Consider the following 17,069-nt stretch of genomic DNA (forward strand, 5'->3'; position numbering starts at 1 on the left):
GATTCCAATAAATAAATAAAAGGCAACTCAGCGAGTTGCCTTTTTAATACTAGTCAGACTTCCATGCCGCTAGCATAACTTTTCGTTTCATACTTTCTGGAAGCATAAGTGCGCCTTAGTTGCACTAACCCCATAGTACAAATTCATCCAATTGGGACTCCCACTACTAAAAGCGGGAATGGTACTTAATACTTTCCTTCGGTAGAGTTAAAACTTCCTTCGCTGCGAAGTTTAACTCTTCATCATTAGCAGGTGCTTTGCTAAGCGTTTTGCCAAGGCCAGCACGGTAAGGGTAGGCGGTAAACCCCACGCCGTTGGGATTACAGAACAATCACAAACATATAAGTTATCATACTCGCTCTTTAAGTTGGAATCAACGATTTCCCCTATCCTTGCCGAGCCACCTGGATGGGCAGAAGTCCAGACAGTACTATACAGTCTCTTCGCTCCAGCATGCAGCAAAATTTCTCTAGCCTTGCTCTCGCCTAACTGCATTCTTTGTTTGTCAGCCTCGCTAAAATTCTTATAAACTTTTCCTCGTTTGATACTACCCCCAAGGCCATCTCTAACTTTAACCATAATCCCCATGGTTCTCTCGTGTTGCCAAACTCGGTTTGGACGTAGTGCTTGGACACTAAACAACTGATAGACAAGTTTGGGCAAGGTAAGGTCCGTGAGAACAAAACCTTCTTCTTCAAAAATCATTCCGGCAGCCATAGGTATCTCCTTCCCTGCCTCGATGCCCTCCGCCAGTCCCTGCACAATCGTGATAGGGTCACAAAAAAATCCTTCACCTGCTTTATTGATTTTACTGGCTTGAAGAATTTGGGCACTTCCAAGTCCTCCGGCAGAAAGCACTATCTTAGAAGCATATATTTTATGGTGTTCGCCTTGTACTGTTGCTTCCACACCTATTGCCTGGTTCTCATTCACAATTACGCGGGTTACTACTGAACAAGTTAGCAGCACCGCACCTGATTCAATTGCATCACTTACATAGCGATTGGCATTCCACAGGGCCTCAGAAGGAAAATGCCCTGGAGCACACAGATCCTGGTAAATAAACTTGTCCAACTTCCCCCATGCTAAACCTAGGTCAACTGCGCTTTGCCGAATTTTATGGGCAGCAGGACCAATTAATTCATCTTTCAGAGGACCTAAGGGCAATTCGCTTCTTAGTTCCTCGACTTCACTGGACAAATCGATACCAAATTTGGCAAACAGTTTCGCCGGTGGGTCGTAAGCTGTTCCGTAGTACAATACTGATGTCCCTCCGGTCCGGATTCCCCTGACCAAGGTCTTACCCTTGCCAATGAACATCATCTCTTTGTTTTTAAGCATTCTGGGTATGTTAATAGAAAGGTCTGCCTGCCCTTTTTCCAGAAGCAGAACCTTCTTGTGCTGTCTGGCCATTTGTCGAGCAACACAGGCCCCTGAAGGACCAGTTCCGACAATTATTACATCCCAAGTTTCTTTTCCTATATTTAAGCTCATCTGCTCATCCCTTTAATTTCCTTAACTCATTCTCAGCTCGTCGTCTAAACGCCGTTCAATCTCTTCATCCGTCAAATCAAATTCACGTGCGAATTCTCTTGCTTGTTCTCTCTGGGCGCAATAATACTGTTTGCGCTGCTCCCTTTTAAGTAATGGATCCTGTTTTCCAGGTCCGAAACTACGCAAGCTGCGATAAATCATATAACTGATCAATGAAGTAACCATAAGCATGAGAATACTTTGAATTGGATCTCCAAAACCAAAACCAATAATCATACTGTTCACCCCGAAAAATAAGTCTTATTCTCCCTTTCATTCTAACAAACGATGAGCCTACTTCCCTCTTTTGAATTACTACTAACGCCACGAGTCTCTCATCATCTTTTCGACTTCATCTTTAATCCGTTTTGTTTCTTCAACATCAATTTCGTACATTCCATTTACAAACTTTAGAGCATCGCCTTCTTTAGCGGTCGCCGGAATATCGCTTTTAGAAATATCTTTCATTGCTTGACCATCGATTTCGACGACCGCAAAGTCACCCTCAAAGCGGTCAATAATGATTGCCATTTAAATCCCCTCCTTTAATTGGGATGTTAGCACGAACTGGCTGCATGGGGTTGAGGCTTGACTTCTCTAAGGGGTGGCAGCATTTACAGGTGGTCTATTAGATGATATTGTCTTGCCTGTTTTCTCAAATTTAATGGTATCTCCATTGGTTGTAGCAACAACCGTTCCATCTTGGTCTGTCCGATACACTTGTACCCCTGCACCGCTTAATTTCTTTAATGTCTTTTGAGCAGGATGCCCATACTCGTTATTAACTCCGACAGATATCACTGCGTATTTAGGCTCAACAGCCTTTAGAAACGCATTTGTGGTTGAACTCGTACTTCCGTGGTGTCCAACCTTTAACACGGTTGCCGTTAAATCTTGCCCGTTTTTCAACATTTCTGCTTCTGAAGCATCTTCCGCATCCCCTGTTAACAAGAAGGAAACCTTACCAAAGGTGATCTTTAAAACAACACTATAGTTATTAAGATCTTCATATTGGTCACTATTGGGTGCTAAAAATACTCCAGTTATACCTGCAACATCGAGCTTGGTGTTAGCTTTAACTCTAATTTTCTTTGCGCCACTTGTATTGACCGCAGTAATAAAATCCTTAAACGTTCTTGTCGTTGAAGTGCCATTTGACATATAAACCTGTTTTGGCGGGAAAATGTTTATGATGGTACCAAGTCCACCAATATGATCTTCATGTGGATGAGTAGCGACTACCGCAGAAAGTTCTTTGACTCCATGGGATTTAAGATAACTTACTACCCCTGGACCGTCCTCAAGATTTCCCCCATCAATAAGAATTGCTTCACCGCTAGGGGTAATCACTAAGATGCTATCCGCCTGACCAACATTTAGAAAATGGACTTGCAGCTGACCACTTTTCCCTGTTTGACTAGTTGCAAGGCTTGGAGTCACCTCCTCTTTCGCTATACCACAACCTGAAAGAACTAATAAAAGCATGATGAGCAGCGGCAAGATAAACCGCCTTTTACGAAATACCAATTAAATAACTCCCCTCAATTTTTGCAACGGGTGCCTGGACACTCCATTCGGACTTCTTCATCTATTGGGTTTCATCCTCGTTTTTCTCAAAAAGAACTACTAATAATGGAGCGTTCATTAATGCCAATGTCCCCCATCCTACAGCGTATTGATTTACATCCAAGGGTTTTGACCTCAAATTCAATCATGGTGACACTCGTGGGGCGATACTCACAATTATAACATTTCTTTTATGGTTTGGAGGTACTGCATTAATCTATCGAAGTTACGACAATAAGCTTCCGGAATAGGGCTTGCAATTAATCCTTGATTTCTTTCAACACGATCAAAGATATTCTAACACGCAATCAAACATTCACAAACTTTGTCGCAATATTCTCGCTGAATGTCCTATCATGCTCCACGAACAGAATAGTTGGTTGGTATTCAAGCAATAGCTCTTCGATTTGTATACGGGAAATCACATCAATATAGTTAAGTGGTTCATCCCAAATATACAGATGCGCTTGTTGGCATAAACTTTTGGCAATCAGCACTTTTTTCTTTTGACCACCACTAAAAGTAGACATATCCTTTTCAAATTGAACTCTAGAAAAACCAAGTTTTCTTAAAATCGATTTAAGAAGGCTTTCGTTGATCTCGTTGTTTATAGCATAGTCAGTTAAATTGCCCTGAAGATGCGATGTATCTTGTGAAACATAGGAGATTTTAAGCTGACTTCCTTTCCTAAAAGTGCCTGTATAGTTTATATTCTTATCACAAATAAGTTTGATAACACTTGATTTTCCTGAGCCGTTTTTGCCCATAAGCGCAATTCGGTCACCTTGCTCAATAGTAAAGTCGATATCTTTGCAAATCATCCTTTCACCATAAAAAATCGAAACACTTTCAAGTTCAGCAAGTCGATTTTTATGATAAGCCAGTTGAGAAAGCTTCAGGCTGTCGGAGTCTTCAACATTTTTAAGAAGTTTAGATTCTTCATCAACAGCAGACTGCTTCCTGCTCTCGATTGACTTGGAACGTTTCATCATTTTAGCGGCTTTATGACCAACATAACCTTTATCTAGCTTGGAACCAGAATTCCTTGTTCCATTTTTTGTTTTTTCCACTTCGTGCGACCAGCTACTCGTTCGTTTGGCAGAATCCGACAAGTGAGTAATGTCTTTCCTAAGCCTTTCGTTTTCTGCAAACTCAAAACTTTCTTGCCTTTGTTTATTTTCCCACCAACTGGAGAAATTGCCTTTTTGGATTTCGATATTGGTCTTATTGATTGAAAGAATATGGTCAACGCAGTTATCCAGAAATGCTCTATCGTGTGATACCAGAATATAACCGCTTTTGGTGTTAAGGTAATCACTGACAAGTTTTCTTGCAGTCATATCCAGGTGATTGGTTGGTTCATCAATCAACAGAAAACTATTTTCCTTCAGAAACAAAGTAGCAAGCAACACTTTCGTTTGTTCGCCGTGGGATAATGAATCAAACGGACGATATAAAATATCCTCAGAAACTTCGAGCAATGAAAGTTCACGCAGCAATTTCCAATGAAGATAGTCGGGAAAAATATCGCTGATGACCTCAAGGGTATCATTTTCCTTGTTTACGACATTGAAAGGAAAATATTCAAAGCGAACATTTGCTGAAATATTACCGCTGTATTCATATTTACCAAGTAACAAATTGAGAAATGTAGTCTTACCTCTACCATTTCTGCCCGTAAACCCCAATTTCCAAGTCGTGTCTATTTGGAAACTCACGTTTTCAAATACATTATCATAACTACCGTCATAAGCAAACGTAAGGTTTGCAACATTTATTAGCGACATAATTTTATCCTCCTGAGCAAAATAATGAGCTGCAAGAAAGTTAATTCTTGCAGCTCATTAATACACAATAAAGCCAGCCCTCTATGAGGTATGGGTAAGATGTATTATTTGAGTGAAAAGAGAGTAACTTTCTTGCATAGGCACAACAAAACGAGCGTTTCAGCCACCATTTCATTATGCTTTGTATAATTAGCAAGAAAAATTACGCATCTTTCCATCTCCAATCTCTAATTGTTAGTTACATTTTAATCTATTTCCCCCAAAAATTCAACTTGGAGAAATTAAAGTGGTTAACCAAAGACAGCTGGATAATAAGTGACCCAGCCTCCGCTTAGATTCTTAACTCGAGTAAATCCGTGTTGAGTTAAAATTCGATAAGCTAAATAGCCGCGTAACCCGATCTCACAGTATACCACGATGTCCTTATCCTTAGGAAGTTCCGCTAAGTGACTGCGCAAGTCATTTATCGGTATATGCAGCGATCCAGGAATAAATTTTGCTCTGCGTTCTTCTTCGTCCCGTACATCAATGATACATAGATCTTGCGCTTTAAGTTTAGTTAGTTCATGCCACTGGATCATCCGAACATCGCCATTAATAATGTTTTCCGCCACGTAGCCGATCATGTTAGCCGGGTCCTTAGCCGATGAAAATGGCGGAGCATAGGCCAGTTCGAGTTCCTGTAAATCATAAACGGTGCCTTGGTGACGGATTACCCCAGCAATGTCATCGATCCGTTTATCAACACCCTGAGCACCGATAGCTTGAGCACCTAGGACTCGACCGTTACTTCGATCAAAGATAAGTTTTATGGATATCCTTGTTGCACCCGGATAATAACCTGCATGAGAATTAGAGTGATTTATCGCTACTTCGAAAGGAATTCCTAATTTAGTGAGCATCTTTTCATTCGCGCCGGTCGCAGCTGCCACTAAATCAAAAACCTTGGCAATAGCAGTACCTTGGGTGCCCTTATACTGACTATTCCGACCAGCGATAACGTCGGCAACAATGCGGCCTTGCTTATTGGCAGGCCCTGCAAGCGGCAAGAGCGCAGGCTGTCCTGTTACGATGTGTTTTACTTCAATGACATCGCCCACAGCATAAATATTAGGATCTGAAGTCTGCAGCCGTTCATTGACTTTGATTCCGCCTAAGTCTCCAATCGTTAGTCCCGCTTCCTTAGCTAATTTAATTTCAGGTTTTACGCCAATGGCCATAATTATTAAATCCGCTTCAATTTCTTCACCGCTCTGGAGCGTAATGACGGTCGTATTATCCTTTTTAACAAAGGATTTTACTCCGTCTTCTAAAATAAGGTTGACTCCTTTATTGAAAATATGCTCATGCAGAATAGCGGCCATTTCAAAATCCAGAGGGGCCATGACTTGATTGCTCATTTCAATAATTGTGGTACTTACCCCCCGGGCGTGAAGATTTTCAGCCATTTCTAAGCCAATAAAACCACCGCCCACGACTGCCGCTGTTTGCGGTTGCTGCTCATCGACATATCGTTTTATCTGATCAATATCCGTTACATTACGTACAACAAGAGCTTCGATATCATCGATTCCGGGAATCGGCGGACGAAGCGGGGCTGCCCCGGGAGAAAGAATCAATTGATCATAGGATTCTCGATAGACTTTGCCATTACTTTCTTGAACTTCGACGACCTTTTCTTCAGGAAAAACACGGGTAACCTCACTAAAGATTCTTACATCAATTAGAAAGCGACTTCTCATTGCTTCAGGCTTAGATACCAGAAGGGCATCCCGCTCATTGATAACTCCGCTGACATAATACGGTAAGCCACAGTTTGCATACGAAATGTGCTCTCCACGTTCAAATATAATTATTTCCGCCTCTTCATCTAAACGGCGTAAGCGTGCTGCAGCGCTGGCCCCTCCAGCAACTCCACCAACAATAAGTACTTTTTTTCCCATTACAAACTTCTCCTTCAGCTAATAAATTTGACATCCGAGTTCTCTAAATTTATGAAAATAATAACATGATTATTGGCATTTGACAATAATCATGTTATCCTTTCTTTTGGGAGCTTATTACAATCGGTCAATTGAAAGGAGAATCTTATGCCTAGGCCAGTAAAATGGAGACGGGTGGAGAATATTCCCGAGAATAAATATTTTGCACCCTGTCCAAAGGGAAAATGTGGCTGCTCTGAGGGAATTGAAGAGATTCAACTTAAAATAGAAGAATTAGAAGCCATGAGGCTTAAGGATATTGAAGAACTCACGCAAGAAGAGTGTTCTGTGAGGATGCAAATTTCCAGACAAACCTTTCAAAATATTATCGATGAGGCCAGAAAAAAGGTCGTAACTGCACTCATGGAAAATAGAGCGATCACTATTGGCGGAGGACACTACACTAAAAATGTCTGCAATTTCAAATGTATTTCCTGCGGAAATGAAACGATCACCACTTATGAGGATCACAGACCTGTGTGCCACCACTGCGGCTCAAATAAAGTCGTGTGTAACCAAAAGCAATGTATTACTCATTGTGAGAGGTAAAGGAGTGCGGCGGCCTTAGGCGTTTCTTTTCCGCTCTAGCAATCAATCCGCGCGAAAAGCACGGCTTTGTAATGGGATTATGCACTTGTGTCGTATTGGTTGGACCTTCACTGGGGCCGATCATTTACGGATTAATCTTACAATTTTTCAGTTGGCGCGCGTTATTCATCATGCTTATTCCAATGGTACTAATTTGCATTGTCAGCGGTGCTGTTTATCTGAGAGGTACAATAGAAATAACAAAACCTAAAATTGATTATCTATCTACCATACTGTCATCAATTGGTTTTGCACTTATTGTATATGGAATGAGCAGAATAGGTTCGAACTTCAATGCGCTGATTACTGCTCTGGTCTTTGCAATAGGAATATTTGCGTTGGTATTATTAGTTGCCCTTTTCTTCATCTATAACAAACTTGTAGGATATTCACGTAGCGTCCCTATGAACTGGAAGCAATTCCCACATATGAAGTGAGTAGTGTTTGATTTGATAACAAAAGGTGAGAAATAATGGCTACAAAGATTCTGTCATTCAGATTAATAAGCTGTCAATCAATGTCAACAAAATAAGAAGGAGCCTCATCTGAAGCCCCTTGAATTTATTATTCAAATAAATGACAGGCAACCCAATGGTTTGGAGAAACCTCTTTCAGCTCTGGTGAATTTAGTTGGCAAGGCTCAAACTCCTTAAAACAACGTGAACAGAAACGGCAGCCTGCGGGCGGATTAATCGGACTGGGCACGTCGCCCTTTAAAATTATGCGTTCTTTTTTCTTCTCCGGATTAATGATTGGAATAGCGGAGAGCAGAGCTTGAGTGTAAGGGTGCAGGGGGTTGGCGTAAAGCTCCTTTTTCGGCGCTATTTCCACCAGCTTGCCCAGATACATGACACCTACCCGGTCGCTAATGTGTTTCACTACGTTTAAACCATGGGCAATAAAGAGGTACGTAAGGCCAAACTCTGCTTTTAAATCATCCAGCAGATTTAAGACCTGGGCCTGAATGGAAACATCCAGAGCGGAAACCGGTTCATCACAAACAATTAGCTTGGGCTCCACCGCGAGTGCTCGAGCAATACCTACACGCTGCCGCTGGCCGCCGGAAAACTCATGCGGATAACGATTGCGCTGGTGCCGGGCTAAGCCCACACAGTTTAAAAGATAAATAACTCGCTCTTCTACTTCACTCATTGGCAGCAAATGATTAATGATAATTGGTTCAGCGATGATATCGCCAACCGTCATTCTGGGGTTTAACGAGGCATACGGATCCTGAAAAATCATCTGGATATCCTTGCAATAGGAACGTCGCTGCTTTTCATTAAGAACAGTCAGTTCTTTTCCTGCGAAAAATATTTTTCCGTTCGTTGGACTGTAAAGATTGACCAGTATTTTGCCCAGAGTTGTTTTTCCACAGCCGGATTCACCAACCAAACCAAAGGCCTCCCCTTTGGCAATGGAAAAGGACACTTCATCCACAGCTTTTAAAATGGAAACAGGCTTACCGAACCAATCAGTCTCCATGGTAAAATGTTTGGAAAGGTCTTGAACCTTCATCAAAACTTCGTTCATTTAGTGCTCAATTCTCCTTCCGAGGCTTTATCATACAGAAAGCAGCGCACCTTATGCCCATCAATCTCTTGAAGCTCCGGCATATCTTTAGTACAGCGTTCCAGGCAACTGTCACAGCGGTCAGAAAAAGGACACCCTGGCGGCATATGCAAAGGGTTGGGAACCATACCCTTGATCATATATAAACGTTGATCACTGTCATCATCGATTTGAGGAATGGATCGCATCAAACCCACTGTATAAGGATGCAGAGGCTGCGCAAACAGGCTCTTCACATCGGCTTCCTCCACAATTTTGCCGCAGTACATCACGATGACACGGTCCGCTGCTTCGGAAACCACACCTAAATCGTGGGTGATCAGCAAAACAGCCATATGAAATTTCTCCCTCATCCGATAAAGCAGCTCCAGAATTTGAGCCTGAATTGTTACGTCAAGTGCCGTAGTCGGTTCGTCGGCAATCAACAGTTCGGGCTCGCAGGAAAGTGCCATAGCGGTCATAACCCGCTGACGCATGCCGCCGCTCATCTGGTGAGGATAGTCGTAAGCACGTTCGGCTGGGGAAGGTATGCCCACCGTATCCAGCATTTCGATAGTACGCGCTAGGGCATCTTTTTTAGAAATCTTCATATGGGTCATGATATTTTCCATGATCTGATCTTTAATACGCCAAACCGGATTTAAAGAAGTCATCGGTTCTTGAAAGATCATGGAAATTTTGTTGCCCCGGATTTTTTGCAGTTCTTTTTGGCTCATCTTAAGCAAATTCTGAGAGTTAAACAAAATTTCTCCGCCGACAATCCTGCCCGGGTTTTGTAATAGTCCCATTATGGAAAGGGATGTTACGCTTTTTCCAGAGCCAGATTCGCCAACAATGGCCAGAATCTCGCCCTTATCTATGCTAAAACTGATATCATCGACTGCCCTAACAGTACCACGTTTCAGTTTAAATTCCGTTCTCAAATTCTTCACTTCCAGTAACATCCTATTCACCGCCCTTATTTTATTCTGGATTTCGGATCGAGTGCATCTCGGAGTCCGTCGCCAAGCAGGTTAAATGCCAAGACAATGATCGTGATGGCAATACCCGGGAAGATCAGTGTGTAGGGTGCTGTGAAAATAAACCCCCTGGCCCTGCCCAGCATATCACCCCACTCGGCATACGGCGGTTGAACGCCCAATCCCAAAAAGCCGAGTGCCGCAGTATCCAGCACGGCTGTGGAGATACCTAGAGTGGCTCGAACGACAATCAGGGAAATGATATTCGGCAAAATGTGCTTGAAAATAATACGACTATCCCTATTGCCGATGACCTTCGCCGCTTGAACGTAGTCATTTTCTTTGACGGAAAGAATACTGCCGCGCACAATGCGCGCATACTCTGGAATCGACACCAAACCAATAGCGATAACCGCTTTGTCTAGTCCCTTGCCCAGCGCCGCCATAAAAGCGATGGCAAGTAAAATGGACGGAATGGCCAGCATCATATCCATGATCCTCATAATGAGCGCATCCGTCCTGCCGCCGCGGTACCCAGCAATGGCACCTAACATAACGCCGATGGAAAGCGAGATCGCCACAGCCGCAACTCCCACAAACAAGGAGATCTTTGTACCGTCAAGAATTCTGCTGAACATGTCCCTGCCCAGTTGATCCGTTCCAAACCAGTGCTCGGCATTCGGCCAGATAAAGCTTTGGGTCATGTCGGAATAATTGGGGTCATACGGCAAAATCTGTTTGCCTAACAATTCGCTCCCCCATACGACCAAGGCAATCAGGGCTAGCAACCCGATGATAAACAGGCCAACGACAGCAGCCTTGTTCTGTTTAAGAGTTTCCCACATTTCTTTTAGCTGCGATTCCGGTTTTTCCACATAGTCTGCAGCCTGTATCAGATTCTCATCTGAATTCGAACTATAACCTTTTTCCATACAAGCTACCCCTCTTTTTTAGAATATTTAATACGCGGATCAAGGAATGCATAGATCACATCGACAATTAAATTTACAAGTACGAAAACAAAAGCGATGAGCAATACAACCCCCTGGACCACAGGAAAGTCCGACTTTAAAATACAGGCCACGGTATAAGCACCGATCCCTGGCCAAGAGAACACCGTTTCAGTCAACACGGCACCGCCAAGTAGGCTGCCGAGCTGGAGCCCAATAACCGTGACAATAGGAATCAATCCGTTGCGCAGGGCATGCTTGCCAATCACCTTACCTTCTGAAATTCCTTTAGCTCTAGCAGTGCGGATATAATCCTGCTGCAAGGTTTCCAACATACTCGAACGAGTCATCCTAGTAATGATGGCCATGGAATACATCGCTAGGGCACACGCCGGTAGAACCAAATGCCGCAAAGCATCTATAAAGGCGTCCATATCACCTGCGATCAGGCTGTCAACCAGATAAAACCCAGTAACATGCCCGGGCTGCAACAGCGGATTGATTCTGCCGCTGGAGGGAAGCCAATGCAATGTACCCGAAAAGAAAATAATCAGCAAAATACCCAGCCAGAAAATTGGCATGGAAACACCGACTAGGGCCAATAACATACCAGCATTATCGAAAATCGAGTTCTTTTTTACCGCAGAAACCACACCAATCAGGATACCGAAAAGGGAAGCAAGAATTATGGAAACCATAGCCAGCTCAATCGTAGCTGGAAAGCGGGAGAAAATCTCTTTAATAACGGGCATTTTGGTATAAAATGAAGTACCCAGATCACCAGTCAAGGCGCCTGAAATAAAATGAAAATATTGCAAGAAGATCGGGTCGTTTAGTCCGTTAGCCTGTCGCCACGCCTCGACGGATATCTGCGTCGCGTGTTGGCCCAAAACAATCGGAGCAGGATCCGGTGAAAACACGCGCATGATGAGAAACACAATAATCGAAACCCCAATCAATACGGGAATTAACATCAAGATTCGTTTAATGATATATTTGAGCATCTGCAACAACCTTTCAACAAAAAACAAAACCGGGAACCGGTTTGAAACCGGTTCTCGGCAGCCTAATTTTAATAAGCAAACTCAAAGTTTAGTCTTTAGATACACCAGCAAACGGCGTAACAGCCGTCATGTGAAAATAGAAATCGTGGATATTCGGTCTGTAGGCACAAAGGGTCTCTGCGTGGGAAATCGGTAGCCATGCAGCATCGGCTGCGGCAATCTTCTCCAACTGGGTGTAGATTGCATTGCGTTCAGCACCGGCAGGAGTTTCCACACCCTTGGCGATTAACTTGTTAAATTCAGGATTTTTATAGAGGGCAACATTCATTGTGGGGTCTTCGTGGGCTAATAGATACATAAAGTTATCCGGATCTCCGTTATCTCCAATCCAGCCATAGAAGCAGATATCATAATCGCCTGCTTTTAATTTTTGCTTATAAGTAGTCCAGTCAAAAGCGTCGATGGTGGCGGTAACGCCAACTTTAGAAAAATAGCCTTGCATGGCTTCGGCAAGTGCCTGTCCATTTGCGGAATTATACGGTCTCGGGTTGGTATAGGTGATTATGTGGACGGAAGTCAAGCCAGCAGCCTTGATCGTCTTGGCAGCAGCCTCTGCATCATAGGAAGCTTGAGCGATACTCTTGTCATAGCCTTCCATAAAGGTTGGTAAAACGGACGTTGCAGGTGCGGAGTAACCTTGATACAGGCTCTTAACCAGTTCCGGAACATTAACAGCCTGAGAAAGAGCTACCCGGAGCTTGGCATCGTTAAAAGGTTTTCTGGAGGTGTTGTAAGCCATATAATTGATATTCATTCCTGGGGCTTGAAATATTTTATTGCCAGCATCAGTGATCTGCTTGACCACCGTGGCATCAATACCATCGATCATATCAGCGTGCAGAGCCGAGAGGACTGGATCCGGCGCTGGTTGACGACGGTGAGTCGGCTAAAGTAGTAATCAACATTTATGAAGACTTTTGAAGTACAATAAAGATTCCACAAAGGTGGAGCCATGCCTGGCTAAAACATGGGATGTGAGCCCGGACGGTCTTACTTATACTTTTCATCTGCAGGAGGGCGTGAAATTCCAGGATGGCACCGATTTTAATGCCGATGCTGTGAAATTTAACATTGACCGTCAGCTGCCGCCGCAGGTGACGGAAGACATGACCTACGCATCGTTCGTTTATGGCTCCGTGAAAGATGTCCAGGTTGTGGATAAGAATACCGTTAAAATGAATTTGAACGCTCCTAGCACGCCATTCCTCAATAATCTTGCAATGGTTTTTGCTGCCCCTATAGTAAGTCCCAAGGCTTTGCAGGACAATAAGAACAATGTGAACCAGACACCGGTTGGTACCGGACCGTATAAATTTGTAAAATGGGCGAAGGACGAAAATATTGTTTTAGTCCGCAATGATGAATACTGGGGAACTAAGGCCCTCACCAAGAATGTGATCTTTAAATTTATTAAAGACAACTCCGCTCGCGTAGTAGCCCTGAACAACGGCGAAAAATAATTCTTTCATACCTTATCACTTTGTGCGTTTTCCTTGAATAAATTGCAGATATCGTTAACTTACTTTTCTCATTGCTGCCTGCTGCGAATGCATGGTATAGTATTTTAGTAGTAAACTGGAAGGATGAAGCACATGTTCAACAATATTCTAGACACCATTGGACATACTCCTCTAGTCAGAATCAACAGGTTAAACCCCAAACCACATATTCCACTGTACGCCAAGCTGGAGAGTTTTAACCCGACTGGAAGTATCAAAGACCGTATTGCTTTAAAAATGATTGAGCAGGCAGAAGAAAGCGGCAATCTAACTCGAGATAAAATATTAATTGAGCCTACCTCCGGTAATACGGGGATTGGCCTGGCTATGACAGGCGCAGTAAAAGGGTATGCCGTCGAAATTGTCATGAGCGAGTCGGTTTCCATTGAACGTCGTAAAATGATTGAGGCTTTTGGAGCAAAGATAATCCTGACGGAGGCTTCCCTGGGAACCGACGGAGCCATTAGGAAAGCTAAAGAGCTTTGCCTCAGCCATCCAGGCAAATACTTTATGCCAAACCAGTTTTCCAATGAATACAACAAACTGGCCCATTATTTTACTACAGCGAATGAGATCTGGGAGGATACCCAGGGAAAAGTCACCCATTTTATCTCCGCACTTGGTACATCAGGGACCATCATGGGAGTAGGAATGGGGCTAAAAAGTAGAAATCCTGCTATCCAGATAGTTGAAGCCCATCCTGTCCGAGGCCATTACATTCAAGGACTCAAAAACATGGAGGAGGCAATAGTCCCAGAAATCTACGATCCTACAAAGATTGACCGGACAGTAATGATTGAATCTGAAGCTGCTTTTTCAATGGCCAGAGCCATTGTTTTACAGGAAGGCATCTTTGTCGGCATGAGCAGCGGGGCCGCCATGCTTGCCGCACTGGAATGCATCAAAGATATGAAGGAAGGCTTTGTGGTCGTGCTGTTCTCTGACGGGGGTGAAAAATACCTGAGCACAAATTTATTCAATTCACCAGTCTGATACAATTCCAGCTTCGGAGTTCCTTATTTACATAGTGGTTTACATACTGGAATAACTTAAATGAAATCATTAACCAGGATTTGTAAAATTAGGCTCTCCAAAGAATAAAACAATATAGAATTTTGTCATTTAAAAAGCACCTCCCTACGATGTATCTAACTATTGATACAATCGTAGGGAGATATTTTTAGCACCTCTTTAAGTTTAATTAATACTCAACTCTATTACCAGCTAACGTTCATCAAACTCGCGCTATCTTCAAATCGTTGGAGAACATCCTCCCAGTTTACCAAGTTCCACCATGCCTCGACCCACTTTACTCGCTCGTTTTGATATTTGAGGTAATAAGCATGTTCCCAGACATCGACAATTAAGAGTGGAATAACTCCCCATTGGGTAAGGTTCTGGTGTTTTTCAGCTTGTAAAACTTCTAACTCTTTAAAGAATGGGCTCCAAACTAATAAGGTCCAGCCAGATCCTTCAACAGCCACTGCAGCGGCAGTAAACTGTTTCTTGAAATTATTAAAAGAACCAAAGTCTTCAATGATGCGTTCAGCTAAGCTCCCTTTAGGAGTACTACTACCTCCAGGACGCATATTCTCCCAAAAGAGGGTGTGCAGTAAGTGTCCTGATCCATGAAAAGCCAATTCGTGTTCCCAATGCTTAATTAGGGCGAAATCCCCTTTATCTCTAGCTTCTGCGAGTCTTGCTTCAGTCACATTCAAACTGTCCACATAAGCCTTATGATGGGTATCATGGTGGATTCTTACTGTAGCCTCATAGTAATATGGTTCTAATGCATTATAGGCGTAAGGCAACTCCGGTAATTTAAATGACAACTTAATCGCCTCCTTTTATTAAGAGCTTATTTACAAATAAAATATGTTATTGTGGGGTATATGAAACACACTATGTTTTATCCCGTTGAAAAGTATTGCTTACCCTCTTTATAAAAGGATAACAAAAAAAAATGCCATTATTATGACATTTTTCTTGTATTTAAAATCTATTCTTTAAACTAGAAAAGGCTATTCCTTAGCAAGGCTTCACTCCGAGCTTGTAGCCTACTCCATGTATTGTTCTGATGTAATAGGGATTAGAAACATCCGGCTCAATCTTTTCTCGAAGGCGTTTTACCAGCGAAGTTACGACTGAGGCACTTCCGTAATAGTCCGGATCCCATATTTGGCTAAGGAGTTGTTCTCTAGTAAAGACCTGATCTGGGCGATTAGACAGTAACCAGAGAAGTTCGTATTCCTTGGGAGTTAGATCAACCTCCTGGCCTCCAACCTCGGTAACTCTACTAATAGGATCAATGGTTAGCCCTGGGAGTTTCACGATATTTCGCCCCGTTTCTGGTTGACCCTGTTCTTGAACCCGACGCAATACCGCTTTTATTCGTAAAACAAGTTCTGTGCTATCAAACGGCTTAGTGATATAGTCATCACACCCCAAGATAAGTCCAGAAATCTTATCCTCATAATTTTCCTTAGCCGTTAAAATGATGATGGGGAGATTACTTTCTTTTCTTATTTTACGACAAACTTCAAATCCATCCATCCCAGGCATCATGATATCGAGCAACAGTAGATCTGGCTTGTAGTTATCGCATTCTTTTATAACCTCCGTACCTTGTCCAACGTCTTTTACGCTATAACCTTCCCGAGTCAATAAGATCTGCAAAAATTGCCGAATACTGACATCATCTTCAGCCACTACAATTTTTGTTTCGATGAATAACTACCTCCTTCTCCCAGAACACCAAATACTGCTGAAAAACAGAATTTACTTCCTATTCCTTCCATGCTATCAACCTCTATATCTCCACCCATCAATTTAACCAGTCGATTCGAAATTGTAAGCCCTGTGCCTCCCAATTCCCTTATTTTGGTCTCATCAGGTTGACTAAATCCTTTAACTAGTTTAACAAGCTTATCCTGAGGAATTCCAACACCTGTATCTGATACAATGAATTGTAAACATACCCTACTTTCAACTATCTCTTTAAGATCAACTTTTACAGTCACTTCACCATGATTCGTGAATCTTACGCTATTACCAATTAAATTGGAAAGAACCTGCTTTAACCTTACCGAATCTCCGATGAGATTTTTTGGTATTCTCTGATCCATACTATTAAACCTTACATTGATATTCTTTTGTTTTGCAACAACCTGAAACATATTAACCACTTCATCTAGTGTTGCGCGAATATCAAATGAAACTTGTTCCAAATCAACTTTACCTGCTTGGATTTTAGAATAGTCCAGAATATCATTTAACACTTTCAAAAGTAATTTAGTGGACGACTTTACGATGGTTAGATAGTCCCGTTGTTCTTCTGTTACTTCTGTCATAAGAGTTAAATCAGTCATACTAATGATTCTAGTCATGTACGTACGGATTTCATGGCTCTTATTTTCGAGAAGTTGAGTATTTGCCTCATTACTGCTTTCAACCTCTCCATTCGCTTTGAACACTGGTTTCTCTAAGCAAATCCGTTCTGTAATCTCTTTTCCCATAGGACGAATCACCCCATCATTTTCCTAACCTTTTACTCATAATCGACGATTGCA

16 protein-coding genes and 2 pseudogenes are annotated in these 17,069 nt (G+C 42.6%); 4 read left to right on the top strand and 14 right to left on the bottom strand.

Annotated features, from left to right (window positions below; genetic code table 11):
• Window positions 1-231: 231 nt before the first annotated feature.
• The 6 genes from DOT_RS27160 to DOT_RS27185 all read right to left on the bottom strand — a co-directional run bounded on the left by DOT_RS27160 (window position 232) and on the right by DOT_RS27185 (window position 6,829).
• Window positions 232-1,494, bottom strand: a complete 1,263-nt coding sequence (locus DOT_RS27160) for a GMC oxidoreductase (RefSeq protein ID WP_009624862.1) — start codon at window positions 1,492-1,494, stop codon at window positions 232-234.
• Window positions 1,495-1,515: 21 nt separating this feature from the next.
• On the bottom strand, window positions 1,516-1,770 hold the full coding sequence (locus tag DOT_RS27165) for a hypothetical protein (RefSeq protein ID WP_009624863.1): 255 nt from the start codon (window positions 1,768-1,770) through the stop codon (window positions 1,516-1,518).
• 81 nt (window positions 1,771-1,851) lie between these two features.
• A complete protein-coding gene (locus DOT_RS27170; protein WP_009624864.1) occupies window positions 1,852-2,064 on the bottom strand; it encodes a DUF3006 domain-containing protein in 213 nt (70 codons plus the stop codon).
• Between the two features lie 66 nt (window positions 2,065-2,130).
• Entirely contained in the window at window positions 2,131-3,060 is a 930-nt protein-coding gene (locus DOT_RS27175; RefSeq protein WP_009624865.1) for a ComEC/Rec2 family competence protein, read from the bottom strand.
• Between the two features lie 347 nt (window positions 3,061-3,407).
• Entirely contained in the window at window positions 3,408-4,886 is a 1,479-nt protein-coding gene (locus DOT_RS27180; protein ID WP_009624867.1) for an Lsa family ABC-F type ribosomal protection protein, read from the bottom strand.
• 290 nt (window positions 4,887-5,176) lie between these two features.
• Window positions 5,177-6,829: an FAD-dependent oxidoreductase gene (locus DOT_RS27185; protein ID WP_009624868.1), complete on the bottom strand. Its 1,653-nt coding sequence runs from the start codon at window positions 6,827-6,829 to the stop codon at window positions 5,177-5,179.
• A gap of 147 nt (window positions 6,830-6,976) precedes the next feature.
• Between DOT_RS27185 and DOT_RS27190 the strand changes: the two genes are divergently transcribed.
• Both DOT_RS27190 and DOT_RS27195 read left to right on the top strand, forming a co-directional pair.
• Window positions 6,977-7,417: a DUF134 domain-containing protein gene (locus tag DOT_RS27190; protein WP_009624869.1), complete on the top strand. Its 441-nt coding sequence runs from the start codon at window positions 6,977-6,979 to the stop codon at window positions 7,415-7,417.
• A 71-nt stretch (window positions 7,418-7,488) separates the two neighbouring features.
• Window positions 7,489-7,893: a membrane protein gene (locus DOT_RS27195; RefSeq protein WP_009624870.1), complete on the top strand. Its 405-nt coding sequence runs from the start codon at window positions 7,489-7,491 to the stop codon at window positions 7,891-7,893.
• 127 nt (window positions 7,894-8,020) lie between these two features.
• Here DOT_RS27195 and DOT_RS27200 read toward each other — a convergent pair whose 3' ends face one another.
• From DOT_RS27200 to DOT_RS27220, 5 genes and pseudogenes are all read right to left on the bottom strand, one after another.
• Window positions 8,021-8,989 carry a dipeptide ABC transporter ATP-binding protein gene (locus tag DOT_RS27200; RefSeq protein ID WP_009624871.1) on the bottom strand — a complete coding sequence of 323 codons (969 nt, stop codon included), beginning with the start codon at window positions 8,987-8,989 and terminating at the stop codon, window positions 8,021-8,023.
• Entirely contained in the window at window positions 8,986-9,972 is a 987-nt protein-coding gene (locus DOT_RS27205; RefSeq protein ID WP_009624872.1) for an ABC transporter ATP-binding protein, read from the bottom strand. Before DOT_RS27205 ends, DOT_RS27200 begins: the two co-directional genes overlap by 4 nt.
• Before the next feature lie 14 nt (window positions 9,973-9,986).
• Entirely contained in the window at window positions 9,987-10,919 is a 933-nt protein-coding gene (locus tag DOT_RS27210) for an ABC transporter permease (RefSeq protein WP_040413560.1), read from the bottom strand.
• Between the two features lie 5 nt (window positions 10,920-10,924).
• The gene (locus DOT_RS27215) at window positions 10,925-11,941 is read right to left on the bottom strand and encodes an ABC transporter permease (RefSeq protein WP_009624874.1); all 1,017 of its coding nucleotides are present in this window, start codon (window positions 11,939-11,941) and stop codon (window positions 10,925-10,927) included.
• An 88-nt stretch (window positions 11,942-12,029) separates the two neighbouring features.
• Window positions 12,030-12,836, bottom strand: a pseudogene (locus tag DOT_RS27220) (ABC transporter substrate-binding protein); the annotation flags it as partial.
• A gap of 2 nt (window positions 12,837-12,838) precedes the next feature.
• Here DOT_RS27220 and DOT_RS27225 point away from each other — a divergent pair.
• Window positions 12,839-13,455: pseudogene (locus DOT_RS27225) on the top strand (ABC transporter substrate-binding protein); the annotation flags it as partial.
• Between the two features lie 138 nt (window positions 13,456-13,593).
• Window positions 13,594-14,493 (top strand): cysteine synthase family protein, encoded by a 900-nt coding sequence (locus tag DOT_RS27230; protein ID WP_009624877.1) that lies wholly within the window; start codon window positions 13,594-13,596, stop codon window positions 14,491-14,493.
• A 224-nt stretch (window positions 14,494-14,717) separates the two neighbouring features.
• Here DOT_RS27230 and DOT_RS27235 read toward each other — a convergent pair whose 3' ends face one another.
• The 3 genes from DOT_RS27235 to DOT_RS27245 all read right to left on the bottom strand — a co-directional run bounded on the left by DOT_RS27235 (window position 14,718) and on the right by DOT_RS27245 (window position 17,015).
• A complete protein-coding gene (locus DOT_RS27235; protein ID WP_009624878.1) occupies window positions 14,718-15,332 on the bottom strand; it encodes a superoxide dismutase in 615 nt (204 codons plus the stop codon).
• Between the two features lie 196 nt (window positions 15,333-15,528).
• Window positions 15,529-16,209, bottom strand: a complete 681-nt coding sequence (locus DOT_RS27240) for a response regulator transcription factor (protein WP_009624879.1) — start codon at window positions 16,207-16,209, stop codon at window positions 15,529-15,531.
• Window positions 16,209-17,015, bottom strand: a complete 807-nt coding sequence (locus DOT_RS27245) for an ATP-binding protein (protein ID WP_009624880.1) — start codon at window positions 17,013-17,015, stop codon at window positions 16,209-16,211. The genes DOT_RS27240 and DOT_RS27245 overlap by 1 nt, the downstream gene beginning before the upstream one ends.
• Window positions 17,016-17,069 lie beyond the last annotated feature (54 nt).

The organism is Desulfosporosinus sp. OT (genome assembly GCF_000224515.1).
Lineage (GTDB): Bacteria > Bacillota > Desulfitobacteriia > Desulfitobacteriales > Desulfitobacteriaceae > Desulfosporosinus.